The sequence below is a fragment of the Streptomyces sp. DT190 genome, from assembly GCF_049846985.1.
Taxonomy (GTDB): Bacteria; Actinomycetota; Actinomycetes; order Streptomycetales; family Streptomycetaceae; genus Streptomyces.
The window spans coordinates 288133-315128 of the sequence record NZ_JBNCNM010000006.1; the positions used below are offsets into that span (position 1 = coordinate 288133).

The following is a 26996-nucleotide window of genomic DNA, read 5'->3' on the forward strand; positions in this document are numbered from 1 at the left end:
TCGGGAGAGAGAGACGGCATGGACCGCGGGACGGTCGGCAGCGCACAGTCTGGCCGGCTTCTGGTGGAGGTGCGGGAAGAGGGCCCCAGTGCCGTCGTGACCCCGGCGGGTGAGTTGGATCACCACACCGCCGATCTGTTGCGCGAGCCACTCGAGGACTGCCTCGCCAAGGGATTCAAGCGCCTGGTCATCGACTGCGCGCGCCTTGAGTTCTGTGACTCCACGGGGCTGAACGTGCTTCTCGGGGCACGCCTGAAGGCCGAGGCCGCCGGTGGCGGCGTGACACTCGCCGGAATGCAGCCGGTGGTGGCACGCGTGTTCGAGATCACCGGCGCGGACGCGGTTTTCCGCGTGCACGACACGCTTGAGGCGGCCCTCGCCGACGAGTCGGGCTGACCGGCGTGCCCCGGCCCGCAGCGCCCCTGACGTATCCCTGTGACCGGTGTCCTACCCCCGTCGCGAGTTTCGTGCGCAATACAGGGGTGTTCCCCCCGTCCGCCCGGGCAGGAGACATCCTGAGCCTGTCGACTACGGGGTGACCCGGGGGTGCTGTGAAACCGACGTGCCGCGCACCGCGTGACTGACTGTGTACTCAATCTTTTGAATCGTGAACTGGTGAATCGGTGAGGTGAAGCGCTGATGAGCACCACCCGGCCTTACTCGCCGGGCGACCGCGGGCCGGAGCCCAGCGGCGCTTCCGGGGCGTCCGAGGGTGGCGTGGCGGCGGCCGGTGCGGCCGGCGAGGGGATGGCCCCGCAGGAGGGAGCCGCGGCGCCGCCGGGGGGCCGGCAGGTGCGCCGGCTGAGCTTCGAGGGGGAGAGCGGGGTCGTCCCGCTCGCGCGCGACTTCACCCGCCAGGCCCTGTACGCGTGGGGCTGGCTGCCCGCCGCCTCCGCCGACCAGCGGGCCGCCGCCGAGGACGTCCTGCTCGTCGTCTCCGAGCTGGTCACCAACGCCTGTCTGCACGCCGAGGGGCCGGACCAGCTCCAGATCACCTGCGACAACAAGGTGATCCGCATAGAGGTGACCGACCGCGGCACCGGCCAGCCCGCGCCCCGCACGCCCCACCGGGCGGGCCGCCCCGGTGGCCACGGCATGTTCATCGTCCAGCGCCTGTGCCTGGACTGGGGCGTCGTGCGCACCCCGGGAGTCGGCGGCAAGACGGTGTGGGCGGAACTGGGCGCACCGGCCTGACCCCGGCCCGTACGCGTCTCGGGCCCGTTTCCGGGCCCGTGTCTCTGCGGGGCTGTGCCCCGTGTCCCCTGACTGCGGCCTGACCGTCCGAGCGGCCGCCTGACCGCGTGTCCGCCTCTCCGCCTGACCGTGCGGCCGCCTCACCGCTTCACCGCTTCACCGCATCGCCGCCGGACCGGCGGACCGGCCGTCCTTCCGGCCCACCCTCGACCGTCCTTCCGGCCCCCCCGCCGACCGTCCTTCCGGCCCATCGTCCGGGCGCCGCTGATACGGCCGAACGGGTGACCCGGCCCGGCCCGGCCACGGCCGCTGCCACTGGAGTCACTACGAAGGGCCGCCGCACCTTCCGGTGCGGCGGCCCCTGTCACGGTCCGGCGAGTGGCGTCAGTGGACGTCGCCCATGAGGGCCTTGACCTTCCGGCGGTACATGTACACCGCGACACCCGCGAGGGCGGCCAGCACCGCCTCGACGGCCACCGCACCGGTGCCGCTCAGGTCCACGCCGCCGACGGCCGGGTTGGAGAGCAGACCCGTCACCGAGTCGCCCGCCGTGACCGCGAGGAACCAGACGCCCATCATCTGGCTGGCGTACTTGGCCGGGGCCATCTTGGTCGTCACGGACAGGCCGACCGGGGAGAGGCACAGCTCACCGACGGTCTGGATCAGGTAGATGCCCACCAGCCACATCGGGCTGACCAGCGTGTCGCCGTCGGCCATGCCCAGCGGCAGCAGGAAGAAGAAGAACGAGACACCGATGAAGAACAGGGCCGCGGCGAACTTGGCGACCGTGCTCGGCTCCTTGCCCTTGCGGTTCAGCCACAGCCAGAACCAGGCGAAGACCGGGGCCAGCGCCATGATGAACACCGGGTTCAGCGACTGGTACCAGGAGGAGGGGAAGTCGAAGCCGAGCAGCGAGCCGGAGGCCTTCGTCTCACCGAACGCCTGGACCGTGGAACCGCCCTGGTCGTAGATCATCCAGAACACGGCGGCCGCGACGAAGAACCAGATGTAGCCGGTCATCTTCGACTGCTCGACGTCGCTGAGTTCCTTGTCCCGCTTGATGCGGATCAGCACGCCGGCCGGGATGATCAGGCCGATCACCGTGAGCGGGATCATCGCCCAGTTGAGCGTGAAGTGGCCGGTGAAGCCGACGAGGCCGTAGAAGACGGTCGCGACGATCAGCCACAGCAGGCCCTTGCGCAGCCAGGCCGAGCGCTCCTCGGCGGCCAGCGGCTTGGGCACGATGTTGCTCTGCGGGCTCAGGTTGCGCGTGCCGAGCAGGAAGGCGATGAGGCCGATGCCCATGCCGACCGCGGCCAGGCCGAAGCCGAGGTGCCAGCTGACCTGCTGGCCGACGGTGCCGATGATCAGCGGCGCGAAGAAGGCACCCATGTTGATGCCCATGTAGAAGATCGTGAAGCCGCCGTCACGGCGCGGGTCGTCCGGCCCGTCGTAGAGGTGGCCGACCATCGTGGAGATGTTGGCCTTCAGCAGACCGGAGCCGAGCGCGACCAGGGCCAGACCGGCGAAGAACGGCGCCTGGCCACCGGGCAGGGCCAGCACCAGGTGACCCGCCATGATCGTGACGGCCGCGATCGCCACCGTCTTGCGCGGACCCCAGACCCGGTCGCCGAGCCAGCCGCCGGGCATGGCGAGCAGGTACACCATCGACAGGTAGACCGAGTAGATCGCCGTCGTCGTGGCGAGGTCCATGCCCAGACCGCCGCCCATGCTGCCCTTCTTGGCGTCGGGGCCGCCGGAGAGCAGGTACACGACGAGCAGGGCCCGCATGCCGTAGAAGCTGAAGCGCTCCCACATCTCGGTCATGAACAGAGTGGCCAGTCCGCGGGGGTGGCCGAAGAAGGTCTTCTCGGAACCGGGGGTGCCCGGTCGGGCCGAGTCCTTCGTCAGGCTGGACGCCATGGTCGTTCCTTGCTGCTCGGGACGCGTACCGCGGCAGCGGTGGCGCGCCCGGTGGGGGCTGCCGGCACCGGTGCGTACGGCCGTCCGCCCGACGCCTTCGGGGGTCCGCTCCGGATCACGGAACGGTGGGCGGTCGCCACCGGGATCCACGCCTTCACGCGCATCGCCGCGCGCGAAGGCCCGGCCACAGGTCGTTCACTTTCGGGGGCCGGCGAGAACCGGCCCGCACACAAAAGAGACCCTCAGGGCAAACGGCCTCTGAAGGTCGCCGCGGTGCTACAGGCGTTGCATCACCATACGGCAGGACACTGCCGTATATGGAAGGGTTTGAGACACGGATCACAGGTGATGGCGGAACCACACACCGTGTTTCCAAGGTCCTTACCAGGATCGCACCCCACAGGCAGAGGTCTGCCCTTCTACACCCGGCCGGTAAGAAGCGGGTGTGCCGGCGGTAAGAATCAAGGCTTCCGGTCACACCCCAGCTCAGGGGGCCGCAGGTCTACCATCACCTCATGACCCGTGTACTGCTCGCCGAGGACGACGCGTCCATCTCGGAGCCGCTGGCCCGTGCTCTGCGCCGGGAGGGCTACGAGGTCGAGGTGCGTGAGGACGGACCCACCGCTCTCGACGCCGGACTGCAGGGCGGCGTCGACCTGGTCGTGCTCGACCTGGGCCTGCCCGGCATGGACGGTCTGGAGGTGGCCCGCCGCCTGCGGGGCGAAGGCCACAGCATCCCGATCCTCATCCTGACCGCGCGCGCCGACGAGGTGGACACCGTCGTCGGGCTCGACGCGGGCGCCGACGACTACGTCACCAAGCCGTTCCGGCTGGCCGAACTGCTCGCCCGCGTCCGGGCCCTGCTGCGGCGCGGCGCCGCCGAGCCGCAGCAGCCGCCCGCCACCCACGGCGTGCGCATCGACGTCGAGTCGCACCGCGCCTGGATGGGCGAGGAGGAACTGCAGCTCACCGCCAAGGAGTTCGACCTGCTGCGGGTGCTGGTGCGCGACGCGGGCCGGGTCGTCACCCGCGACCAGCTGATGCGCGAGGTCTGGGACACCACCTGGTGGTCCTCGACCAAGACCCTCGACATGCACATCTCCTGGCTGCGCAAGAAGCTCGGCGACGACGCGGCCAACCCCCGCTACATCGCCACCGTGCGCGGTGTCGGCTTCCGCTTCGAGAAGAGCTGAGCCGCGGACCAGGCACGGGTGAACGGGTGACGGGTAACAGGACATGCGCCGCCGACTGATCCAGTCCACGCTCGCCGTGGTGCTGGTCGTGATCGCCGTCTTCGGGGTCTCGCTCGTCATCGTCGAGACCCGCACGATCAGCAACAGCGCCCAGGAGCGGGTGGAGTCCGAGGCGGTGCGGCTGGCCAGCATCGTCGACAGCCGGCTCTTCGTCGCCCAGCAGGTCGACGCGGAGGTGCTGCGCAAGCAGGTCACGCAGGACCGCTACCACGCGGTCATCCGCATCCCCGGCGAGGCGCCCATCGAGATCGGCCCCAAGCCGACCGGTGACGTCATCAGCGCGACCGCGCCCGGCGAGGAGGGCGAGACGGTCACCGTCCAGGAGCCGCGCTCCTCGGTGACCCGGGAGGTGGGCCGGACCCTGCTGATCATCGCCCTGGTGGCGCTGCTGGCGGTGGTGGCCGCGGTGCTGCTCGCGGTCCGCCAGGCCAACCGGCTCGCCTCGCCCCTGACCGACCTCGCGGAGACGGCCGAACGGCTCGGCTCGGGCGACCCCCGCCCCCGGCACAAGCGCTACGGCGTGCCCGAGCTGGACCGGGTGGCGGACGTGCTCGACGGCTCCGCCGAGCGCATCGCGCGCATGCTGACCGCCGAGCGGCGGCTCGCCGCGGACGCCTCCCACCAGCTGCGCACACCGCTGACGGCGCTGTCCATGCGGCTGGAGGAGATCACCCTCACCGACGACCCGGACACGGTGAAGGAGGAGGCGACGATCGCGCTGACGCAGGTCGAGCGGCTCACGGACGTCGTGGAACGGCTGCTGACCAACTCACGCGACCCGCGCACCGGCTCCGCCGTCACCTTCGACCTCGACGAGGTCATCCAGCAGCAGCTCGCCGAGTGGCGCCCCGCCTACCGCAGCGCCGGCCGGGCCATCGTCAGCTCCGGCAAGCGGCACCTCGAAGCGGTCGGCACGCCCGGCGCGGTCGCCCAGGTGCTGGCCGCGCTGATCGAGAACTCCCTGATGCACGGGGGCGGCACGGTCGCGCTGCGCACCCGCGTCACCGGCAACCAGGCCGTCATCGAGGTCACCGACGAGGGCCCCGGCATCCCCGCCGACCTGGGTGCCCGCATCTTCGAGCGCGCCATCAGCGGCCGCAACTCCACGGGCATCGGCCTCGCCGTCGCCCGCGACCTGGCGGAAGCCGACGGCGGCCGTCTGGAGATGCTGCAGACCAAGCCCCCGGTCTTCGGCCTGTTCCTGTCCCGCACGGCCCTGCGCAAGCCGGCGGGCGGCGACGGCGAGCCGACGATCCGCTGACGGCCCGGGTGCCGCTGGGGCGGGTCCGCGCTACGGCACCTGCTGCGTGGTGCGCCGCTCCCGCTCCAGGATCGACTCCGCGTCCGCCACCGCCTCGTGCGCCGGCAGCGCGCGGAACACCCAGGTGCGGTACGACCAGAAGCGGAAGAGCGTGGCGACGCCGATGCCGACGAACTTGAACACGTTGTTCTGCAGCGGCGTGTCCCAGCCGAAGCCGTACGTCGCCGTGTACAGCACGCCGTTCTCGATGACCAGGCCGACCGCGCTGAACAGCAGGAACAGCGTCAGCTCCCGCGTCCGGCGGGTCTTGTCGCGGTCACGGTAGGTGAAGTACCGGAAGCCGACGTAGTTGAAGACGATCGCGACGACGGTGGCGATGACGCTCGCGCGGACCACCGGAAGCTCGGTGACGTGCCGTACCAGGTTGAACACGAGGAGGTTGACCAGCACGCCGGCCCCGCCCACCGCGCCGAACTTGGCGACCTCGTGGACGATGCGCCGGAGCCGCGAAGCACCATGTGCCATGGTCGTGCAGGCCCCCGTCCGTGGTTGGCGTCAACCAAGCCATGCTAACCACCCTCCCGCGCGATCTTCCTGTGGATGCCGGTGGACGGCCGGAGATGGTCCGGGCCGGGGCGGGGAGGGAGGGGAAACCGGCCACCCTGGCGCGGCCGATACCCTGGGTGCGTGACGTTCCCGGTAGTCGGCATGGTCGGCGGGGGCCAGCTCGCGCGTATGACGCACGAGGCAGGCATCCCGCTCGGCATCAGGTTCAAGCTCCTCAGTGACACCCCGCAGGACTCCGCCGCGCAGGTCGTGAGTGATGTCGTCGTCGGCGACTATCGCGACCTCGACACGCTGCGTGAGTTCGCGCGCGGGTGCGATGTGATCACCTTCGATCACGAACACGTACCCACCGAGCACCTCCGGGCGCTGGAGGCGGACGGCATCCCCGTGCGCCCCGGCCCGGACGCGCTGGTGCACGCCCAGGACAAGGGTGTGATGCGCGCGAAGCTCGACGCGATCGGCGTGCCCTGCCCACGCCACCGGATCGTGTCCGATCCGCAGGACGTGGCCGCCTTCGCGGCCGAGGGCGACGGCTTCCCCGTCGTCCTGAAGACGGTCCGCGGCGGCTACGACGGCAAGGGCGTGTGGGTCGTCGGCTCCGTCGAGGAGGCCGCCGACCCGTTCAAGGCCGGCGTCCCCGTCCTCGCCGAGGAGAAGGTCGACTTCGTCCGCGAGCTCGCCGCCAACGTGGTCCGCTCCCCGCACGGCCAGGCCGTCGCCTACCCGGTCGTGGAGTCGCAGCAGGTCAACGGCGTCTGCGACACGGTCATCGCCCCGGCGCCCGACCTGGACGAGGCCCTCGCCCTGGAGGCCTCCGAGATGGCGCTGAACATCGCCAAGGAGCTCGGCGTCGTCGGCCACCTCGCGGTCGAGCTGTTCCAGACGCGTGACGGCCGCATCCTCGTCAACGAGCTCGCGATGCGCCCGCACAACTCCGGCCACTGGTCGATGGACGGCGCGGTCACCAGCCAGTTCGCCAACCACGTCCGCGCGGTGCTGGACCTGCCCCTGGGCGACCCGCGCCCGCGCGCCAAGTGGACCGTGATGGTCAACGTCCTCGGCGGCGACTTCCCGGACATGTACTCGGCGTACCTGCACTGCATGGCCCGCGACCCGCAGCTCAAGATCCACATGTACGGCAAGGACGTGAAGCCCGGCCGCAAGGTCGGTCACGTGAACACCTACGGCGACGACCTGGACGACGTGCTGGAGCGCGCCCGTCACGCTGCCGGCTACCTGAGAGGCACCATCACCGAATGAGCCCTGTTGTTGGCATCGTCATGGGGTCGGACTCCGACTGGCCCGTCATGGAGGCCGCCGCCAAGGCCCTCGACGAGTTCGAGATCGCCTACGAGGTCGACGTCGTCTCCGCGCACCGCATGCCGCGCGAGATGGTCGCCTACGGCGAGCAGGCCGACGCCCGCGGGCTCAAGGTGATCATCGCCGGGGCGGGCGGCGCCGCCCACCTGCCCGGCATGCTCGCCTCGGTCACCCCGCTGCCGGTCATCGGTGTGCCCGTGCCGCTGAAGTACCTGGACGGCATGGACAGCCTGCTGTCGATCGTGCAGATGCCGGCCGGCGTCCCGGTCGCCACGGTCTCGGTCGCCGGTGCCCGCAACGCCGGTCTGCTGGCGGCCCGTATCCTCGCCGCGCACGACGAGGAACTGCGCGGCCGGATGCGCGAGTTCCAGCAGGAGCTGAACGTCCAGGCCACCGAGAAGGGCAAGCGCCTGCGCTCCAAGGTCGAGGGCACGGGCGGCTTCGGATTCGGCGCGGGGAAGTGACGGCGGTGACGTCCCGGGAGGCGGCCAGGGAACTCCTGAGCGAGTTCCCGGTCGTCGACGGGCACAACGACCTGCCCTGGGCGCTGCGCGAGCAGGTCCGTTACGACCTCGACGCCCGGGACGTCGCCGTCGACCAGAGCGGCCACCTGCACACCGACATCCCGCGGCTGCGGGCCGGCGGGGTCGGCGCGCAGTACTGGTCGGTGTACGTCCGCACGGACGCGCCCGACCCGGTCGCGGCCACGCTGGAGCAGATCGACTGCGTGCGGCAGCTGCTGGCCCGCCACCCTGCGGACCTGCGGCCCGCGCTGACGGCCGCCGACATGGAGAGCGCGCGCCGCGAGGGCCGGATCGCCTCGCTCATGGGCGCGGAGGGCGGCCACTCCATCGCCAACTCCCTGGGCACCCTGCGCGGCCTGTACGGGCTGGGCGTGCGCTACCTGACGCTCACCCACAACGACAACGTCGACTGGGCGGACTCCGCGACCGACGAGCCGAGGGCCGGCGGCCTGACCGCCTTCGGCCGCGAGGTCGTGCGGGAGATGAACCGCCTCGGCATGCTCGTCGACCTCTCCCACGTGGCCGCGACGACCATGCGGGACGCGCTCGACGCCGGCTCGGCCCCGGTGATCTTCTCGCACTCCTCCGCGCGGGCCGTGTGCGACCACCCGCGCAACATCCCGGACGACGTCCTGGAGCGGCTGCCCGCCAACGGCGGCATGGCGATGGTGACGTTCGTGCCGAAGTTCGTGCTCCAGGCGGCCGTGGACTGGACGGCCGAGGCCGACGAGAACATGCGCGCCCACGGCTTCCACCACCTCGACACCACCGCGGAGGCCATGAAGGTCCACCGCGCCTTCGAGGAGCGGCACCCGCGCCCGGTCGCCACCGTCTCCACGGTCGCCGACCACCTGGACCACATGCGCGAGGTGGCGGGCGTCGACCACCTCGGCATCGGCGGCGACTACGACGGCACGGCGTTCACCCCGGACGGCCTGGACGACGTCTCCGGCTACCCGAACCTGATCGCCGAACTGCTCGACCGCGGCTGGTCCAAGGCCGACCTGGCCAAGCTGACCTGGAAGAACGCGGTCCGGGTGCTGGACGCGGCCGAGGACGTGGCCCGGGGGCTTCAGCAGACCCGGCCACCGTCCAACGCCACGATCGAGTCGCTGGACGCGCCCGCTTCCTGAGCGGCGAGGGCGGGGTGGTCGGTGCAGCCGGTCACCCCGCCGCTCCCGGCCGGCCGGGCCCTCGGCGGGCACCGGGAGCACCCGGGGAAGACCCTGAGCGCGCGACCGTACCGGGCCGTACCCCGAACGCCGCTCCCACCAGGAACCGCCCCCCGCGCCGTGCGACGGTGACCGTACCTCACGAACGACCGTACGGGAGCCGCCATGGCAGATCTCCAGGACGACCTGCGCCCCACCGTCGCGGCCGGCGACCTCGACGACCTGGCCGACCCGTACCCCGAGGACGCGCTGGTCACGGCGGAGTCGTACGAGCCCGTCTCCGACCCGGACGACGCGCCGATGACCCGCGCGCACGCCGTGCTCGCCGCGCACCCCGTCGCCGACGGTTACAACGGACTGCCCTGGGCCCTCAAGCGCCTGTCGTACTACGACCTGGAGCTCGGCGAGAGCACCGTCGACACGGACGTGCCCCGGCTGCGCGACGGCCATGTGGGCGCCCTGTTCTGGTCGTTGCACCTGCCGGAGGGCATGGACGGGGACCGCGCCGTCGGCGCCACCCTGGAGCAGCTGGACCTGGCCAAGACCGTCGCGCGCGGCTGTGCGGAGGGCCTGCGCCCCGCCGGTACCGCGGGGGAGGTCGTGGACGCGCGCAGCCGCGGCCGGGTCGCCGTGCTCTTCGGCCCCGCCGGAGCCTCGGCGGTGGGCGACTCCGTGGGCATCCTGCGCCAGCTGCACCTGCTCGGCCTGCGCGTGCTGACCTTGACCGGGGTGTCCTGGGCGAGTGAGGCGGGGCTGACCCGGTTCGGCGAGGAGGTCGTGCGCGAGATGAACCGGCTGGGGGTCATCGCGGACCTCTCCGGAGCCTCGCCGCAGACCCTGCGCCGCGCCCTCAGCCTCTCCCGGGCCCCCGTGCTGTGCAGCCGCTCCGCCGCCCGGGCCGTCCGCCCCCACCCGGCCAACCTCCCCGACGACCTGCTGGCGGAGCTGGGCGCCGCCAAGGGGCTGTGTCTGGTGCCGCTGACCGCCGAGCAGACCGGCCCGACCGTCCGCGACGTGGCCGACCACCTGGACCACATCCGGGCCGTGGCCGGACCCCACAGCGTCGGCCTGTCCGGCACGTACGACACCGGCTCCGCCCACCCGCAGGAGCTCGGCGACACCTCCTGCTACCCGCGGCTGATCGCGGAACTGCTGCGCCGCGGCTGGGAGGAGGCCGATGTGGCCCTGCTGACCTGGGGCAACGTCCAGCGTGTGCTGCGCGGCGCCGACTTCACGGCCCGTGCCGCCCAGCAGCGCCGCGCCCCGTCCACGGCGACCATCTCGGAGCTGGACGGCTGACGGGCCCGTCCTCCCGGACGGGCCCGTGGGGTCGCTCGTGCTCGGTCCGGTGTCAGTCGTGCTCGATCCGGCACAGGCAGAACGGATGCCCCACCGGATCGGCGTACACCCGGAAGTCCTTCTTCTCGGCGTCCTCCCGGTCCAGCACCCGCGCGCCCAGCGCCAGCACCCGCTCCTCGGCCGCGTCCATCTCCTCCCAGGTCGACCCGCCGTCGAAGTCCAGGTGGAACTGCTGGGCGTTGCGGTCGGCCCGCGGCCACTCCGGCGGCGTGTAGCCGGGGGAGCGCTGGAAGGCGAGCCGGGGCCCGTCCGGGACGCGCAGCACCACCCAGTCGGGGTCGTCGTCCTCCGGTGTGCCGCCGCCGACCTGCGCGTAGAAGCGGGCCAGGGCACTCGGGTCGGGGCAGTCGAGGACCACGGAACGGAAACGTGCCACAGCGGACATGGGGCCTCCCGGTCTCAGCAGGCGCAGAGGCAGAACGGGTGCCCGGCCGGGTCGGCGTAAACCCGGAAACTGCGTGCCCGGTCCTCGGCGTCCAGCGGCTTCGCGCCGAGCGCCAGCACGCCCTTCTCGGCCGTGTCCAGGTCCTCCACCACCAGGTCGAGGTGGAACTGCTGCGAGTGCTCGGGCGAGGGCCACCGCGGCGGCACGTGGTCGGGGGCGGCCTGGAACGCCAGCGCCGGTCCGCCCGGCACCTTCAGGTCCACCCACTCGTCCTGGCCGTCCGTCTGCACCGTCGGCGTGCCGCCGAGCACCTCCGCGTAGAAGCCCGCGAGGGCGCGCGGGTCGGGACAGTCCAGGACGACGACACCCATCGTGGCGAGAGCCATGACTTCCTCCTCGAAGTCGCTGTTACCCACAAGGAGCGGGTAACCGGTAACCGTTACCTCATGCTCCCGTATCGGCGGTAACCTCGCAAGGGAATTGCTGAGAGGTACGGTCCAGCCATGACGGAGAGATCGCCCGCACCCGGCGGCCTGGCCCTGGTCGAGGCCCTGGTGAACACGCTGGACATCGAGTCGGGCGCCGACGCGCTGGACACGCCGGAGGGCCGGGCGCGCTTCGGGATCACCGACGACGACGCCGCCGAGACGGCCCGCGCCCTGCGCGAGTCGCTGCGCGCCGTCCTCCTCGCCCACGCCGGCCACCCGCCGCACCGCGAGGTGCCCCCGCTCGGCGCGCTCCTCGCCGACGCCCCCCTCGTCGTCACGGTCGACCCGGCGGACGGCACGGCCGCCCTCGTCCCGGCCGGCGGCCCCCCGCTGCACGCGCGCGTGGCGGCCGCCGTCGCCGAGGCGCTGGTCGCGGGCACCTGGACGCGCCTGAAGGCCTGCGAGGCCGCCGACTGCCACTGGGCGTACTACGACCGCAGCCCGGCCGGCCGCGGACGCTGGTGCTCGATGCAGGTCTGCGGGGCCCGGGCCAAGATGCGCCGCTACCGGGCCAAGGGGGCGTGACCCGCCCCCGCGTCCGGGCCGGGTGGGGCAGAATGCAACAAGACGCCGGTTCGGCCGACTGAGCCTCGGCCGAACCGGCGTCGCCTGTTCCCGTGTCCCCCGGCGCCTACGCCCTGGGACGTCCCATCGCCCGGTAGGTCCAGCCGGCCTTGCGCCAGCGCTCCGGGTCCAGGGCGTTGCGGCCGTCCAGGACGACCCGGGCCGCCGCGACCTCGCCGAGGGCCTCCTCGTCCAGCTCGCGGAACTCCCGCCACTCCGTCAGGTGCAGCACGATGTCGGCGCCCCGCACGGCCTCCAGCGCCGAGTCCGCGTAACCGAGGGTCGGGAAGACGCGGCGGGCGTTGTCCATGCCCTTCGGGTCGTACACCGTGACCTGGCCGCCCTGGAGGTGGATCTGCCCGGCCACGTTCAGCGCGGGGGAGTCCCGCACGTCGTCGGAGTCGGGCTTGAAGGTCGCGCCCAGCACCGCCACGCGCTTGCCGAGGAACGGCCCGCCGCCCAGCGCCTGCCGGGCCAGCTCCACCATCTGCCCGCGCTGGCGCATGTTGATCGAGTCGATCTCCCGCAGGAACGTCAGCGCCTGGTCCGCGCCCAGCTCACCGGCGCGCGCCATGAACGCCCGGATGTCCTTCGGCAGGCAGCCGCCGCCGAAGCCGATACCGGCCCGCAGGAACTTCTTGCCGATCCGGTCGTCGTAGCCGATCGCCTCGGCGAGCTTGGCCACGTCGCCGCCGGCGGCCTCGCACACCTCCGCCATGGCGTTGATGAAGGAGATCTTGGTCGCGAGGAAGGAGTTCGCCGAGGTCTTCACCAGCTCCGCGGTCGGGAAGTCCGTCACCACGAACGGCGAGCCCTCGGCGATCGGGGTCGCGTACACCTCCCGCAGCAGCTTCTCGGCCCGCTCGCTGCGCACGCCCACCACGATCCGGTCCGGGTGCAGCGTGTCGTCGACGGCGAAGCCCTCGCGCAGGAACTCCGGGTTCCAGGCCAGCTCGGCGTCCTCCCCGGCCGGCGCGTGCGCGCTCAGGTACGCCGCGAGCCGGTCCGCCGAGCCCACCGGCACCGTCGACTTGCCGACCACCAGCGCGGGCCCGTGCAGATGGGGCGCGAGCGAGGCGAACGCGGAGTCGACGTACGACATGTCGCAGGCGTACTCGCCGTGCCGCTGCGGGGTGTTCACGCAGACGAAGTGCACATCGCCGAAGGCGCCGATCTCGACCCAGTCCTGGGTGAAGCGCAGCCGGCCGCTGGTGCCCTCGAACCCGGCGACGTGCTTGCGCAGCAGCTCGTCCAGACCCGGCTCGTACATCGGGGCCTCGCCCCGCTCCAGCATCTCGATCTTCTCGCGGACGACGTCGAGAGCGAGCACCTCGAAGCCCAGCTCGGCCATGGCCGCGGCGTGTGTCGCGCCGAGATAACCGGTGCCGATCACGGTGATCTTCAGGGCCATGGGTGCTCCAGGGGTCTACGGCATGTGGTGCGCGCCCGAGCATAGCCGGGGCATGGCGGCGTGCTTCACCGGGCAACTTCTCGCTGTCGTCTAGCTCACGTATCCCTCCCGTGGGCGACCCCATAAACTTTTGATTACTTAACGGTAGTTAGCGCCACCATCGCAGCGTTTTGGAGCGTGAGAGACCTTGGCCGGATCGGCTGACTTCGACCTGTACCGCCCGTCCGAGGAGCACGACATGCTCCGTGACGCCGTCCGCTCGCTGGCCGAGGCGAAGATCGCGCCGCACGCCGCCGCGGTGGACGAGGAGGCCCGCTTCCCGCGCGAGGCCCACCAGGCGCTGGTCGCGAACGACCTGCACGCGGTGCACGTGCCCGAGGAGTACGGCGGCGCCGGGGCCGACGCCCTGGCGACCGTCATCGTGATCGAGGAGGTCGCCCGCGTGTGCGCCTCGTCGTCCCTGATCCCGGCCGTGAACAAACTGGGCTCGCTGCCGGTGATCCTGTCCGGCTCCGAGGAGCTGAAGAAGAAGTACATGACCCCGCTGGCCAAGGGCGACGGCATGTTCTCCTACTGCCTGTCCGAGCCGGACGCCGGTTCCGACGCGGCCGGCATGAAGACCCGCGCGGTCCGCGACGGCGACTTCTGGGTCCTCAACGGCGTCAAGCGCTGGATCACCAACGCCGGCGAGTCCGAGTACTACACGGTCATGGCCGTCACCGACCCCGCCAAGCGCTCCAAGGGCATCTCCGCCTTCGTCGTGGAGAAGTCCGACGAGGGCGTCTCCTTCGGCGCGCCGGAGAAGAAGCTCGGCATCAAGGGCTCCCCGACCCGCGAGGTCTACCTCGACAACGTCCGCATCCCCGCCGACCGCATGATCGGCGAGGAGGGCACCGGCTTCGCCACCGCGATGAAGACGCTGGACCACACCCGCATCACCATCGCCGCCCAGGCCCTCGGCATCGCCCAGGGCGCCCTCGACTACGCCAAGGGCTACGTCAAGGAGCGCAAGCAGTTCGGCAAGCCGATCGCCGACTTCCAGGGCGTCCAGTTCATGCTCGCCGACATGGCCATGAAGATCTCGGCCGCGCGCGCCCTGACCTACCAGGCCGCCGCCGCCTCCCAGCGCGTCGACAGCGACCTCACCTACCTGGGCGCCGCCGCCAAGTGCTTCGCCTCGGACGTGGCGATGGAGGTCACCACGGACGCCGTCCAGCTCCTCGGCGGCTACGGCTACACCCGCGACTACCCGGTCGAGCGCATGATGCGCGACGCCAAGATCACCCAGATCTACGAGGGCACCAACCAGGTGCAGCGCATCGTCATGGCCCGCAACCTGCCGTAACGCCTTCCTCGGCGCCCCCTGCCCCGGCCCCCGGCTCACCCCCGGGGGCCGGGGCGTCCCACCGGATCACAGGAAGCGGCGGATGGGGGTGACCGCGGCCTCGGCCAGCCGCCACGGCAGCGGACGCCGCCGCCAGCGGACCGGATCGATCGGCTCGCTCAGTTTCCGGTCGGCGTCGAAGTCGGCGTCGAGCGTCGCGGTGAAGTCCTCGTCGAGGACGGCCAGGACGACCTCCTCGTCGTGCTCCATGGAGCGGCGGTTGAAGTTGGTCGACCCGATGAGCGAGCAGACCCCGTCCACGGTGACGATCTTCGTGTGCAGCATGGTCGGCTGGTACTCCCGCACGTCCACCCCGGCGTCGACCAGCGTCTGGTAGTGCTGCCGCCCGGCCAGCAGACAGGCCCGCTGGTCGGTGTGCGGCCCGGGCAGCAGGATCTCCACCCGCACCCCGCGCCGGGCCGCCGCGGCCAGCAGGTCGATGAAGTACGTGTCGGGGGCGAAGTAGGCCGTGGCCAGCCGCAGCCGCTCCTGCGCCGAGGTGATCAGCACCCGCAGCACCGTCTGCATGTCCTGCCAGCCGAAGGAGGCCGAGCCCCGCACGACCTGGACGGTGGACCGCCCGGGCTGGTGCTGCGCGGTGAACCGGTCGTGCTCGTCGTAGAGGTCGTCGTGGCACTCGGCCCAGTTCTGCGCGAAGGCCGCGGCGATGCCGTCCACGGCCGGGCCGCGGACCTGTACGTGGGTGTCGCGCCACTCGTCGGGGTTGCGGGCGTTGCCGCACCACTCCTGCGCTATGCCGACGCCCCCGGTGAACGCGGTCTGCTCGTCGGTGACCAGCACCTTGCGGTGGCAGCGGTGGTTCTGCCGCATCGGCGACAGTCGCGCGGGCGGCCGGAACCAGGCCACCTGGACCCCGGCCTCGTCCATGGCCTTCAGCAGGTCCGGCTCGATCTCCTTGGCCCCGAAGCCGTCCAGCAGCAGCCGCACCCGCACGCCCGCCCGGGCCCGGTCGGCCAGGGCCTCGGCGAACTCGTGGGCGATCTCACCGCGCCAGTACACGAACGTCATCATGTCGACGGTGTGCTCGGCGGCCCGGATCGCGGCCAGCATCGCGGGGAAGATCTCGTCCCCGTTGCGCAACGGCACGAGCTCGTTGCCCTCGGTCGCGGCGATGCCGATCAGCCGTTCCAGCCGTCTGCGCAGCCGCTGCTTGCGTTCCTCCGGCTCCTGCGGCGTCCGCCGCTCCTCGTACGTCTGCTGTGTCATGCGTGCTCTCCCCTGCCCCGGGCCGCTGGCCGCCCCCTGCCCCGCGCGCCGCCGACCTCGGGGACGCGCCTTCACCCTCCTTGCCGCTGCCCGCGGTTTCACGCAGGGCCGTGGTGAGCCGCACACGGGCCGGCCCGCCCTGTGGTGCTCATGGGGCCGCAGGCGTAGGACGGAAGGCACGGGGGCCGACCCCCGGCCCTCGCCGTCCCCCCGGGAGGAAGCCATGACCCAGCAGCCCGCCACCGCGACCCCGCTCAGCAAGGAGATGCAGGACTGCGTCCAGGCGTGCATGACCTGCCACGGCGTGTGCGAGGAGACCATGAGCTCCTGCCTGCAGAGGGGCGGCCCGGCCCAGATGCAGATCATGCGCGCCGTGATGGACTGCGCCGAGATGACGCGCATGTGCGCCGACATGATGATGCGCCGCTCGCCCCTCGCGGCCGACATGTGCGCGATGTGCGCCCGGGCCTGCGACATGTGCGCCGAGGCGTGTATGTCCATGCCGGACGACGCCCAGATGATGCGCTGCGCCGAGTCCTGCCGCAGCTGCGCGGAGATGTGCCGCGCGATGTCGGCGACCGCGATGTGAGCACCGCGTCACGACACACGCAGGGGGCACCCGCCCGGATGCCCCCTGCGTGCCGTACGTCTCGTGCTCAGTTGCCCGAGACGGTCACCGTCTCGTCGTTCTTCAACTGGTTCACCAGCGTCTTCACCTTCGCGGTGTCCCACTGGAGGTTGCCGTTCGGGGCGCTGCCCGAGATCGGCATGTTCATCGACTTGCCCTCGCCGCCGCTGACGCCCTTCATCGCCCAGAACATCGACGCCAGGTCGAACAGGCCCATGTCCTTGTCGACGACCAGGGAGTCCAGGCCCGCGCCCATGGTCGGGTACAGCTTGAACGGGTTCAGGATCGTGCTCGGGGTGGCGACCTGGTTGGCCAGGGCCGAGAGGAACTTCTGCTGGTTCTTCGTACGGTCCAGGTCGGAGCCCGCGAGGGCGTAGCGGGTGCGGACGAAGGCCAGGGCCTGCTCGCCGTCGAGGGTCTGCCTGCCCTTCTTCAGGTCGGCGCCGGACTTGGTGTCCTTGATGTCCTGCGGGATGTCCATCTCGACCCCGCCGACCGCGTCCACGATGTTCGCGAAGCCGCCGAAGCCGATCTCCACGTAGTGGTCGATGTGCAGGCCCGTGTTGGCCTCGACGGTGCGCACCAGCAGCTCCGGGCCGTCCTCCGCGTAGGCCGCGTTCAGCTTCGTCTGGCGGCCCGTGGCCTGGTAGAGCTTGCCGGAGTCGGAGCCCTTGTAGGAGGGGATCGTGACGTTGGAGTCACGCGGCAGCGAGATCAGCGTCGGGCCGTTGCTCCCGGTGTGCAGGATCATCATCGAGTCCGTGCGCTTGCCCTCGGCGGACCCGGTGTGCAGCTTCTTCTTCTCCTCGGCCGACATGCCGGCACGGCTGTCGGAGCCGACGATCAGGTAGTTGGTGCCCTCGCCCGCCTCCGGCCGGTCGATGACCTTCGACAGGTCGACGTCGCGGTTGAGCTTGGAGTCGGCCCAGAAGTAGGTGGCGACGCTCGTCACGACCAGCAGCGTCACCACGGTGACGGCCGTCACCTTGATACGGCGGCGCCAGTTCGGCGCGGGACGCGGGTCGTACCCGCCGCCGCCCGGGCCGCCGGGGCCGCGCCCGCCGGGGGAGCCGTAGACCTGACCGGTGTTGTAGCCGCTGTCGTACCCCGGCTGCGGCTCGGCGTAGCCGCCGTCCACGTACGACGGCTGCTGCGGGACGCCACCGTGGGCGCCCTGCCCGGGCGGCGCCGCCGGACCGCGGCGCACCTGCCGCATGACACGGGCGCTCTCCGGCTGTGCGCTGGAGCTGCCCCGTCCGTACCGGCTGCCGCGGTTGTCGCCGGAGAACCCCTCGGGCCAATCATTCATGCCGACAGTGTGCAGGTCCCGGTGGTGGGCCATACAAGAGTCGTCGGAAAATCAGAGCACGGCTGTGGCGAAGCTGACACAAATCCCCCGCACCACGCCTCGGCATAAGGTGGGGGCCATGACAGACCAGGTCCCAGCTGCGGATTCCGGCAGTCCGGAGATCCCGGGCAAGCCGACTTCGGCGTCCCGCACCACCCTCAGCCACATCATGACCCACAACGACACGAACCTGCTGGGCACGGTGCACGGCGGGGTGATCATGAAGCTGGTCGACGACGCGGCCGGTGCGGTGGCCGGGCGGCACTCGGGCGGGCCGGCCGTCACCGCCTCGATGGACGAGATGGCGTTCCTGGAGCCGGTCCGCGTCGGCGATCTCGTCCACGTCAAGGCACAGGTCAACTGGACCGGCCGCACCTCCATGGAGGTCGGCGTGCGGGTCCTGGCCGAACGCTGGAACGAGTCCGCGCCGCCCACCCAGGTCGGCTCCGCCTACCTCGTCTTCGCGGCGGTCGACGCCGACGGCAAGCCCCGCCGGGTCCCGCCTGTCCTCCCGGAGACCGAGCGCGACAAGCGCCGCTACCAGGAGGCGCAGATCCGCCGCACGCACCGCCTGGCCCGCCGCCGGGCGATCATGGAGCTCCGCGAGAAGCGGGTCGCGGAGGGCTTCGAGGACTGAGGCGGCCCTCCTACGAGCACGCCACCTCGTCCCCGCGGACCACGCCGAACTCACCCTGGCCCGGGTCCTCGGCCCGGACCTTGCGCACCCGCTCGAAGTCCGCGCCCGCGATCACCTTCAGGGTCGCGCCCAGGCCCTTGACCGGCCGCAGCTCACTGCCCGGCAGCGCCGTCGCCAGGGACTTGGCCGAGCGGTCCCAGCGGGGGTCGTAGGCGACGATCGTGCGCTTGACGTCGCGGGCCGCGGCGTTGACCGGGGCCTTGGTCGTGCGGAAGCCGGTCGAGGCGAGCGCCGCGTCCACGCGGCGGCCCAGCCCGGGCGTGCCCGTGCCGTTCTCCACCTGGACCCGGATCTGCTGCGGGGCGACCGAGACGATCCGGGCGGCCGCCCGCGAGCGGTGCGCGGACAGCGGCTGGTCCTGGCGCAGGGCGTGGAAGAGCCGCTCCGACTTCACCGGGTCCCACTTCAGCGTCGAGCCGACGCCCTTCACGGCGTACCCCATGCGCCCGATCGGGACGGTGGTGAACTCCGAGGAGGAGGGGGAGAAGTTCCGCATGGCCCGGCCCAGGTCCAGCATCTCGTCCGTGCCGAAGCCCTTGTCGGCCCGCACCGAACCGAGCACGGCCCGGGTGACGTCCCGGAACTTCATGGGGTTGAGGAGGATCCCGGAGGAGGTGACGCGTTCCACGAGCGCGGCCATGAAGCGCTGCTGCCGTTTCATCCGGCCCAGGTCGGAGGCGCCGTCGACATGGCGGGCGCGCACGTACTGCAGCGCCTGCCCGCCGGCCAGGGTGTGCCGGCCCGCCGGGAGGTTCAGGCCGGTGTAGCTGTCCTTCAGCGGGTCCGCGGTGCAGATCTGCACGCCGCCGACCACGTCGACCGTCTTCATGAAGCTGGTGAAGTCGACCTCCACGTAGTGGTCGATCTTCACCTTGGTCATGCTCTCGACCGTCCGCACGGTCAGCTGCGGCCCGCCCTCCGCGTACGCCGCGTTCAGCTTGAGGGGGTGCCCGCCGTGCCGCTTGCCGGAGGTGCGGTCGGTGTGCGGGGGCGTCACGGCGTACGAGTCGCGCGGGAGGCTCACCACGCTCGCGCGCTCCCGGTCCTCCGAGATGTGCACGATCATCATCGTGTCGGTGCAGTGGCAGGGCGCGCCGCCCAGCCGGTACTTGTGCCGCTCCGCCCTGCTGATCTTCTCGCGGCCGTCGGTGCCGACGAGCAGGACGTTCATGCCGTGGCCCGCCCGGGGCCGGTTCTTCATGTCCTTGAAGGCGTCGACGCGGGAGATGTCGGCGTCCAGGCTGGTCACCACCGCGTGCCCGATCCCGGCCGAGGCGAGCACCACCACGGACAGCGTGGTGACGGCCCGCATGCCCCAGCGCGGCCTGCGGCGCCGGGCGGGCGGCGCGGGCCGGCGCGGGGCGGGGCGGGGCGAGGGCTGCGGACGGCGCCGGACAGCGGCGGTGGGCCGAGGGGACCGCGGCGGCGTGGGCATGGGGACACCTCCGGACGACGGCCGTACGTGGGATCCGTGAAACCGTAGGCCGATACGATCTGCGGCCCGCGCCACCGCCCCCGCGGCGCGCACCGGTGTCCCCCGTTCGCGGTAACGTGAGCCCCCTATGAACGCCAATCCCGACGTGCGGCTCCCCGCCGTTTCCGTGATCATGCCCGTCCTCAACGAGGAGCGGCATCTGCGGGGAGCAGTCCAAGCGATCCTCGCGCAGGAGTACGCCGGCGAGATGGAGGTCGTGATCGCCCTCGGTCCGTCCACGGACCGCACGGACGAGATCGCCGCCGAGCTCGTGGCCGAAGACCCGCGTGTGCACACCGTCCCCAACCCCACCGGCCGTACGCCCGCCGCGCTGAACGCCGCGATCAACGCCTCCCGGCATCCGATCGTGGTCCGCGTCGACGGCCACGGCATGCTCTCGCCGAACTACATCGCCACCGCCGTACGGCTCCTGGAGGAGACCGGCGCGCAGAACGTCGGCGGCATCATGCACGCCGAGGGCGAGAACGACTGGGAGCACGCGGTCGCCGCCGCGATGACCTCGAAGATCGGGGTCGGCAACGCCGCGTTCCACACCGGCGGCCAGGCCGGTCCGGCCGAGACCGTCTACCTGGGGGTGTTCCGGCGCGAGGCGCTGGAGCAGCAGGGCGGCTACAACGTGGAGTTCATCCGCGCCCAGGACTGGGAGCTGAACTTCCGCATCCGGGAGGCCGGCGGGCTGATCTGGTTCTCGCCCGAGCTGAAGGTGTCGTACCGGCCGCGGCCGAGCGTGCGGGCGCTCGCCAAGCAGTACAAGGACTACGGCCGCTGGCGGCACGTCGTCGCCCGCTACCACGAGGGCTCGATCAACCTGCGCTACCTCGCCCCGCCGACCGCGGTGTGCGCGATCGCGGCCGGGATCCTGGTGGGCGCGGCGCTGACCCCGTGGGGCTTCGTGGTGCCCGGCGGCTACCTCGCGGCGATCCTGCTGGGCTCGGTGCCCGCGGGCAGGGGGCTGCCGCTGAAGGCGCGGCTGCAGATCCCCGTGGCGCTGGCCACGATGCACATGTCGTGGGGCTGGGGCTTTCTGACCAGCCCGCGTTCGCTGGCGAAGAAGGTCATCGCGTCCCGGCGCCCGGCCGTCCGCGCGGACGCGGCGGCGAGCTGACCGACGCACCGGGGCCCGCCGTCCGTCCGGACGGCGGGCCCCGTTCTCATGCCGTGGCCGTGCTCACCACCGGTAGGGGCGGTAGACGTCCATGCACTCCTTCTTGTCCGCGGTCAGCGCGTCCGCGCTGTCGGGCAGGTCGCCCGCCTTCACCGGCTCCTGCTCGGGGTAGGTGGTGCCCTCCCGCCAGTCGGAGCCGATGGTCAGCGTGGTGGTGACACCGTCGGTGGCCCGCACCCGGCTGCTCGGGATGCCGACCGCCTCGGCGACCGACAGCGCGTTGGCCCGGCCCTGCGCCCCGGTGCTCTCCGGGTACGTCACCTGCGTCCGGTTCCGCGGGTCCTGCTGTCCCGAGGCGACCGCCCGCACGAACCCCTCCTGCTGCAGCGCGGCCACGATCGCGGCGGCCCGGTTCGGCACCGCCGCCCCCTGCTCGCCCGCCGTGCCGTTGACGACCGTCACCGACAGCCCTTCCGCGGGCGCGGCGGCGGGGCCGGTGGCCCGGACCGAGGCCGGCGACGGGCCCGCCCCGGCAGCGGCCTTCCCGCCCTTGTCGAAGGAGACGTCGTCGCGGAGCATCGCCCACATCTTGTCCGCGTCCGCGGGCTTGGGCAGCAGGTGGTTGCGGTCCAGCGGGTCCTCGATCCACGGCATCGTCGTCATCGTGATCCGGCTGGTCGGGACCGACTTCAGCTGCATGCCCAGGTCGTACAGCTCCTTGACCGTGCCGATCTCCTCGGACACCTTCAGCGCCTTGGTGCCCGCCTCGGCCAGGCCCATCAGCCGGCCCGTGTCGGTGAAGACGTTCTGGTCCTTCAGCGTGCGGATCATCGCGTTCATGTACATGTGCTGCGCCTTGGCCCGCAGCGGGTCGCTGCCCCAGGCGTGCCGGGTGCGCAGCCACTGCAGCGCCTGCTTGCCCCGCACGTTGTGCGTGCCGGCCGTGAGCTTCAGCCCGGAACCGCCGCGCTGGCCGGACAGCGGCCGGTCCCAGACGTTCTGGTTGACGCAGACGGGCACACCGCCGATCGCGTCCGCCATGTCCACCACTCCGGCGAAGTCGACCATCATCCAGTGGTCGATGTACACGCCGGTCAGTTCCTGCCAGGTCGCCAGGGTGCAGCCCGGCCCGCCGCGCTGGAGCGACTCGTTGATGATCGTGTTCTTCGCCGGGTAGGTCTCGCCGGTGTCGGGGTCGGTGCACTTGGGGATGTCCACCCGGGTGTCCCGCGGGATGCTCACCACGGCCGCGCTCTCGCGGTCCGCCGAGACGTGCAGCAGCATCTGCACATCGGCCAGGGGCTTGCTGCCGACGTTGTCCCGGCTGCCGCCGAGCTTGACGTTCTCCGCCGAGTTCCGGCTGTCGGAGCCGATCAGCAGGATGTTCAGCGGGGTCTGGCCGGCCGCGTTGGGCTCGGTCCTGCTGACGTCGGAGTCGCCGGCGTTGCGCTTGCCCTTGTCGATGTTGGCGTTCAGATGGCGGTAGTAGAGGTAACCGGCGCCGGCCGTCCCGAGTATCAGGACCGACAGCACGAGCGCGGACCAGCGCAGTATCCGGCGTCCGCCACCGCGGCGCCTGCCGCGCGGCCGGTCCGGGCCGCCCCCGTCACCGTCGCCCTCCGCGGCGGCCGCCTCCGTCCCCGGCCGCTCGTCCTGGGCCAGCCCGCCCGCGTCCCGCCGCCTGCCGCCTCCGCGCACGTCACTCTGCGCCATACCCTGCCTCCCCACCCCTACGGCCGGCCCACGGGCCCGCTCCGCGTCGTGTTCGATCGCGGGCGAACCGTGTCCGTCCAGGCCGGGGGTTTCCCGGCCCCCGCCGGACACGGCGGTTCCCGCTCCTGGTTGGACACCTGACATGCCCGCTCGGATGTACACCCGGCCCGTATGTCCGGGCATGTCCTGCCCACCTGTCAGACGCGGGAAAGGACGCTCAGGTCACTTCGCGCACTCGACCTTGTCGGCCGTGGACTTCCGCACGTCGTCCGGAACCTTCGAGGGAGTGGTCAGGGGGACGCCCGCGCCCTTGAAGTCCTTGCCGAGGGTCAGCGTCATCGCGGGCAGCCCCTGGGAGTTGTCCACACTCTCGCCCGGCTTCATCGCGGACCCGGACAGACCCATGATCGCGGCCAGCCTGCGCGCCTGGGCGGCCTGGTCGGGCGCGTACTCCAGGGTCGTCTTCGCCAGCTCCGCGGGGGCGTTGCCGGCGTTCTCCGACTTGGTGACGCCCTCCTCGACCTGCAGCCAGCTCAGGGTCTCCTGGGCGCTGCCGCCGACGGCACCGCCGTTGAGGATGCGCACCCGCACCTCGGAGGCCGGGGCCTTGCTGCCCTTGAGCCGGGCGGCCTCGGCGTCCTTCTCCTTCTTCTTCTGCTGCTTCACCTCGGTCAGCGACACGTCGTCACGGACCATCGCGAAGAGCTGCTGGGCCTGCGGCTGCTTGAGGACCACCGTCGCCTTGACCGTCTCCGAGGGGTTGTCGACGACGGGCACGGTCGCGAAGGTGAGGTTCTTCGTGTCGAACTTGCCCAGCTCCGCCCCGAGATCGGCCAGCTTCTTGATCGTGCTGATCTGCGAGTCGACGGTCAGCGCCTTGGTGCCCGCCTCCGCCAGCTTGATCATCTTGGCGGGGCTGGTGAGGGTGTCGTTGGACTTCAGCTTGCGCATCAGCGAGCCCAGGAACTGCTGCTGCAGCTCGATGCGGCTCAGGTCGCCGCCGAAGCCCACGGAGTGCCGCGTGCGGACGAAGGCCAGGGCCTCCTCGCCCTCGATCGTGTGCTCGCCCTTGGGCAGGTCGAGCTTGGAGTCCTTGTCCTTGATGTCCTTGGCCAGGCACACGTCGACCCCGCCGACCGCGCTGGTCAGCGTCTTGACCGCGTTGAAGTCGGCCACCATGAAGTGGTCCATCTTCAGCCCGGTGAGCTCGGTGATCGTGCGCATGGTGCAGCTCGGCGTCCGCTCCTCCTGCCCGAGGCTGTTGTTGAAACGTGTGCGCTGCTGTCCCGGGATGACCTTCTCGGTGCCGTCCTCCTGGGTCGTCGGACAGTCCGGGATGTCGGTGATCAGGTCCCGCGGGATGCTCAGCACCGTCGCGTTCGAGCGGTCCCGGGAGACGTGCAGCACCAGCGTGGTGTCCGCGTGCCCGGCGCTGTCCTTGTCGCCGTAGCCCTCGTTGCCCGCTCCGGTGCGCTTGTCGGTGCCGATCAGCAGGATGTTGATCGCGCGGTCCTTGCTGAAGCCGCCGGTGCCGGCGCCGTCGTCGGAGACGGACGTGATGTTGTTGTTGAGGTGCTCGTAGTAGAGGTACGCGGCCGCGCTCACACCGACCAGCACGAAGGCCAGCGAGCCGCCGGTCCACACGAGGACCTTCCTGCCCTTCGACTGCTGCGGCGCGGGACGGCGTCCGCGTCGCCCGGCGGCCGGTTCGGCCGGGGCGCCGGTGCGTCTGCGCGGGGCAGCCGCCTCGTCGGCCGGAGCCTTGCCTGTGGGCCCGGCGGGGGCGGCGGTCCGGCGGGCGCGTGCCGTGCCGCCCGCTCCGCTCGCGCCGCGGGCGCCGGAACCGCGGGGGCCGGGAACGGGCGACTGCGGTGCGGAAGGAGCCAGTCGCAGTTCGTATTCACCGGTGTCCGGGTTGAGCACCCACTGGTCTGCGGGGTCGATGTCGTCCGCCCGCCCACGGCCTTGCGCGTCCACGGTTGCCTGATTCCTCCGTCGGGCCACGCGGCGCCCTCCCCGGAAGGCGCACGGTGTCGGTCAAGCAGTGCCCGTCCCCGGGACGGACCTCGTGGGTGAGAGCACTGGATCGCACACACTATCCGCACACTTCGGCGTCAAGCGACGTGGGTGACGGATTCCACGTCCTCACAACTGGGCAATCCCGCCCAATTGTTTGCCGGCAGCTCGGTCAACACCCGTCAATGCAGGCTCACTTGGCGCACTCCACCTTGTCGGCCGTGGACTTCTGCACGCCCTCGGGCGCCTTCGAGGGAGTGGTCAGCGGGACGCCCGCGCCCTTGAAGTCCTTGCCGAGGGTCAGCGTCATCGCGGGCAGCCCCTGGGAGTTGTCCACGCTCTCGCCCGGCTTCATCGCGGACCCGGACAGACCCAGCAGATCGGCGAGGCGACGGGCCTGGGGGGCCTGGTCGGGCGCGTACTCCAGGGTCGTCTTCGCCAGCTCCGCGGGGGCGTTGCCGGCGTTCTCCGACTTGGTGACGCCCTCCTCGACCTGCAGCCAGCTCAGGGTCTCCTGGGCGCTGCCGCCGACGGCACCGCCGTTGAGGATGCGCACCCGCACCTCGGAGGCCGGCGCCCTGCTGCCCTTGAGCCGGGCGGCCACGGCGGCGGCCTCCTTCTTCTTCCGCTCCTTGACGGCCGTGAAGGACACGTCGTTCCTGATCATGTCGAAGACCTGCGGAGCGGTCGACTCGTTGAGGACGACCGTGCTCTTGACCTTCTCCGCCGGGTTGTCGACCACCGGGACCGTGGTGAAGGTCAGGTTCTTGACGTTGAGCTTGCCCAGTTCCAGGCCCAGGTCCTTCAGCTTGCCGATGCTGTCCAGCTGCGAGTCGACGGTCAGCGCCTTGGTGCCCGCCTCCGCCAGCTCGAGCATCTTGGAGGGGCTGGTGAGGGTGTCGTTGGACTTCAGCTTGCGCATCAGCGCGCTCAGGAACTGCTGCTGCAGCCCGATCCGGCTCAGGTCGCCGCCGAAGCCCACGGAGTGCCGGGTCCGCACGAACGCCAGCGCCTGCTCGCCCTCGATGGTGTGCGTGCCCTTGGACAGCTTCAGCTTCGAGTCCGGGTCGTCGATGTCCTTGGCCAGGCAGACCTCGACCCCGCCGACCGCACTGGTCAGCGTCTTGACGGCGTTGAAGTCGGCCACCATGAAGTTGTCCGGCTTGACCCCGGTCAGCTCGGTCACCGTCCGCATGGTGCAGCTGGGGGTGCGGCCGTCCTGGCCGAGGCTGGTGTTGAAGCGGGCGTTCTGCGTGCCGGGGATGATCTTTTGGGTGCCGTCCTCCTGCGTGGTCGGGCAGTCCGGGATGTCGGTGACGAGGTCGCGCGGGATGCTCAGCGCGGTCGCGTTCGAGCGGTCCTTGGAGACGTGCAGCAGGATCGTGGTGTCGGCGTGGCCGGGGCTGCCGGCGTCGCCGTACTTGTCGTTGCCCGCCCCGGTGCGCTTGTCGGTGCCGATCAGCAGGATGTTGATCGCCTTGTCCTTGCTGAAGCCACCGGTGCTGGCACCGTCGTCGGAGACGGAGGCGATGTTGTCGTTGAGGTGCTCGATGTAGAAGTAGGCCGCACCGGCACCGGCGACCAGCACGAACGCCATCGTGCCGCCGGTCCACAGCAGGGCCTTCTTCCCCTTCGAGGCCTTGGCCGGGCGCCGTCCGCGCCGTCCCGGCGGCGGCTCCTCCGGCGCCCCGCGCCGCCTGCGCGGCGGCGGCACCGCGCGGCCGGGTGCCCCGGGCTCGGAGCGGCCGGGCGCCGCGGTGGCGGAGCGCGCGGGTGCCTGCGTGCGGGAGCGGGTCCGCGGCCGCGCGTCGGACGCGGACGGCCTGCGGGGCGAGGGAACACCCGACTGCGGTGCGGAAGCGGACAGTCGCAGTTCGTATTCACCGGTGTTCGGGTTGAGCACCCACTGGTCTGCGGGGTCGATGTCGTCCGCCCGCCCACGGCCTTGCGCGTCCACGGTTT

General features: G+C 71.5%; 24 protein-coding genes. 13 read left to right on the forward strand and 11 right to left on the reverse strand.

Annotated elements, in window-relative coordinates; all coding sequences use genetic code 11:
* Positions 1-18: 18 nt before the first annotated feature.
* Positions 19-396, forward strand: coding sequence for an STAS domain-containing protein (locus tag ACPXCS_RS14340; RefSeq protein ID WP_425946820.1), 378 nt, complete (start codon positions 19-21; stop codon positions 394-396).
* A 243-nt stretch (positions 397-639) separates the two neighbouring features.
* Positions 640-1194, forward strand: coding sequence for an ATP-binding protein (locus ACPXCS_RS14345; RefSeq protein ID WP_425946819.1), 555 nt, complete (start codon positions 640-642; stop codon positions 1192-1194).
* Positions 1195-1578: 384 nt separating this feature from the next.
* On the opposite strand, the gene ACPXCS_RS14350 is transcribed toward ACPXCS_RS14345, so the two are convergent.
* Positions 1579-3117 (reverse strand): peptide MFS transporter, encoded by a 1539-nt coding sequence (locus ACPXCS_RS14350; protein WP_425946818.1) that lies wholly within the window; start codon positions 3115-3117, stop codon positions 1579-1581.
* 515 nt (positions 3118-3632) lie between these two features.
* On the opposite strand from ACPXCS_RS14350, the gene ACPXCS_RS14355 reads away from it, so the two are divergent.
* Together ACPXCS_RS14355 and ACPXCS_RS14360 are read left to right on the forward strand one after the other, a co-directional pair.
* Entirely contained in the window at positions 3633-4310 is a 678-nt protein-coding gene (locus ACPXCS_RS14355) for a response regulator transcription factor (RefSeq protein WP_150481273.1), read from the forward strand.
* Between the two features lie 43 nt (positions 4311-4353).
* The gene (locus ACPXCS_RS14360; RefSeq protein ID WP_425946817.1) at positions 4354-5631 is read left to right on the forward strand and encodes an ATP-binding protein; all 1278 of its coding nucleotides are present in this window, start codon (positions 4354-4356) and stop codon (positions 5629-5631) included.
* Positions 5632-5661: 30 nt separating this feature from the next.
* On the opposite strand, the gene ACPXCS_RS14365 is transcribed toward ACPXCS_RS14360, so the two are convergent.
* Positions 5662-6156: a GtrA family protein gene (locus tag ACPXCS_RS14365; protein WP_425946816.1), complete on the reverse strand. Its 495-nt coding sequence runs from the start codon at positions 6154-6156 to the stop codon at positions 5662-5664.
* 162 nt (positions 6157-6318) lie between these two features.
* On the opposite strand from ACPXCS_RS14365, the gene ACPXCS_RS14370 reads away from it, so the two are divergent.
* From ACPXCS_RS14370 to ACPXCS_RS14385, 4 genes are all read left to right on the forward strand, one after another.
* Entirely contained in the window at positions 6319-7458 is a 1140-nt protein-coding gene (locus ACPXCS_RS14370) for a 5-(carboxyamino)imidazole ribonucleotide synthase (protein WP_425946815.1), read from the forward strand.
* A complete protein-coding gene (gene purE / locus ACPXCS_RS14375) occupies positions 7455-7982 on the forward strand; it encodes a 5-(carboxyamino)imidazole ribonucleotide mutase (RefSeq protein WP_425946814.1) in 528 nt (175 codons plus the stop codon). The genes ACPXCS_RS14370 and purE overlap by 4 nt, the downstream gene beginning before the upstream one ends.
* Before the next feature lie 5 nt (positions 7983-7987).
* Positions 7988-9175, forward strand: coding sequence for a dipeptidase (locus ACPXCS_RS14380; protein ID WP_425946813.1), 1188 nt, complete (start codon positions 7988-7990; stop codon positions 9173-9175).
* Positions 9176-9379: 204 nt separating this feature from the next.
* Positions 9380-10513: a dipeptidase gene (locus ACPXCS_RS14385; RefSeq protein ID WP_425946812.1), complete on the forward strand. Its 1134-nt coding sequence runs from the start codon at positions 9380-9382 to the stop codon at positions 10511-10513.
* Between the two features lie 52 nt (positions 10514-10565).
* Here the strand turns inward: ACPXCS_RS14385 and ACPXCS_RS14390 are convergent, their stop codons facing one another.
* On the reverse strand, positions 10566-10958 hold the full coding sequence (locus ACPXCS_RS14390) for a VOC family protein (protein ID WP_425946811.1): 393 nt from the start codon (positions 10956-10958) through the stop codon (positions 10566-10568).
* 14 nt (positions 10959-10972) lie between these two features.
* Positions 10973-11344, reverse strand: coding sequence for a VOC family protein (locus ACPXCS_RS14395; RefSeq protein WP_425946810.1), 372 nt, complete (start codon positions 11342-11344; stop codon positions 10973-10975).
* 117 nt (positions 11345-11461) lie between these two features.
* On the opposite strand from ACPXCS_RS14395, the gene ACPXCS_RS14400 reads away from it, so the two are divergent.
* Complete coding sequence (locus tag ACPXCS_RS14400) at positions 11462-11971, forward strand: CGNR zinc finger domain-containing protein (protein ID WP_425946809.1); 510 nt, start codon at positions 11462-11464, stop codon at positions 11969-11971.
* A 106-nt stretch (positions 11972-12077) separates the two neighbouring features.
* Here the strand turns inward: ACPXCS_RS14400 and ACPXCS_RS14405 are convergent, their stop codons facing one another.
* Positions 12078-13421 carry a UDP-glucose dehydrogenase family protein gene (locus ACPXCS_RS14405; protein ID WP_425946808.1) on the reverse strand — a complete coding sequence of 448 codons (1344 nt, stop codon included), beginning with the start codon at positions 13419-13421 and terminating at the stop codon, positions 12078-12080.
* Between the two features lie 187 nt (positions 13422-13608).
* Between ACPXCS_RS14405 and ACPXCS_RS14410 the strand changes: the two genes are divergently transcribed.
* Positions 13609-14766 carry an acyl-CoA dehydrogenase family protein gene (locus ACPXCS_RS14410; RefSeq protein WP_425946807.1) on the forward strand — a complete coding sequence of 386 codons (1158 nt, stop codon included), beginning with the start codon at positions 13609-13611 and terminating at the stop codon, positions 14764-14766.
* A 66-nt stretch (positions 14767-14832) separates the two neighbouring features.
* On the opposite strand, the gene ACPXCS_RS14415 is transcribed toward ACPXCS_RS14410, so the two are convergent.
* A complete protein-coding gene (locus tag ACPXCS_RS14415; RefSeq protein ID WP_425946806.1) occupies positions 14833-16032 on the reverse strand; it encodes a phospholipase D-like domain-containing protein in 1200 nt (399 codons plus the stop codon).
* A gap of 223 nt (positions 16033-16255) precedes the next feature.
* On the opposite strand from ACPXCS_RS14415, the gene ACPXCS_RS14420 reads away from it, so the two are divergent.
* Positions 16256-16621, forward strand: coding sequence for a four-helix bundle copper-binding protein (locus ACPXCS_RS14420; protein WP_425946805.1), 366 nt, complete (start codon positions 16256-16258; stop codon positions 16619-16621).
* 67 nt (positions 16622-16688) lie between these two features.
* Here ACPXCS_RS14420 and ACPXCS_RS14425 read toward each other — a convergent pair whose 3' ends face one another.
* Positions 16689-17969 carry an LCP family protein gene (locus ACPXCS_RS14425; protein WP_425946804.1) on the reverse strand — a complete coding sequence of 427 codons (1281 nt, stop codon included), beginning with the start codon at positions 17967-17969 and terminating at the stop codon, positions 16689-16691.
* A 118-nt stretch (positions 17970-18087) separates the two neighbouring features.
* Between ACPXCS_RS14425 and ACPXCS_RS14430 the strand changes: the two genes are divergently transcribed.
* Positions 18088-18645: an acyl-CoA thioesterase gene (locus ACPXCS_RS14430; RefSeq protein ID WP_425946803.1), complete on the forward strand. Its 558-nt coding sequence runs from the start codon at positions 18088-18090 to the stop codon at positions 18643-18645.
* Positions 18646-18655: 10 nt separating this feature from the next.
* On the opposite strand, the gene ACPXCS_RS14435 is transcribed toward ACPXCS_RS14430, so the two are convergent.
* Positions 18656-20140, reverse strand: coding sequence for an LCP family protein (locus ACPXCS_RS14435; protein WP_425946802.1), 1485 nt, complete (start codon positions 20138-20140; stop codon positions 18656-18658).
* 127 nt (positions 20141-20267) lie between these two features.
* Between ACPXCS_RS14435 and ACPXCS_RS14440 the strand changes: the two genes are divergently transcribed.
* Positions 20268-21305 (forward strand): glycosyltransferase family 2 protein, encoded by a 1038-nt coding sequence (locus ACPXCS_RS14440; RefSeq protein WP_425946801.1) that lies wholly within the window; start codon positions 20268-20270, stop codon positions 21303-21305.
* 63 nt (positions 21306-21368) lie between these two features.
* Here the strand turns inward: ACPXCS_RS14440 and ACPXCS_RS14445 are convergent, their stop codons facing one another.
* The 3 genes from ACPXCS_RS14445 to ACPXCS_RS14455 all read right to left on the reverse strand — a co-directional run bounded on the left by ACPXCS_RS14445 (position 21369) and on the right by ACPXCS_RS14455 (position 26991).
* A complete protein-coding gene (locus ACPXCS_RS14445) occupies positions 21369-23018 on the reverse strand; it encodes an LCP family protein (RefSeq protein ID WP_425946800.1) in 1650 nt (549 codons plus the stop codon).
* A 222-nt stretch (positions 23019-23240) separates the two neighbouring features.
* A complete protein-coding gene (locus ACPXCS_RS14450) occupies positions 23241-24995 on the reverse strand; it encodes an LCP family protein (protein WP_425946799.1) in 1755 nt (584 codons plus the stop codon).
* A 232-nt stretch (positions 24996-25227) separates the two neighbouring features.
* On the reverse strand, positions 25228-26991 hold the full coding sequence (locus ACPXCS_RS14455; protein WP_425946798.1) for an LCP family protein: 1764 nt from the start codon (positions 26989-26991) through the stop codon (positions 25228-25230).
* Positions 26992-26996: the final 5 nt, after the last annotated feature.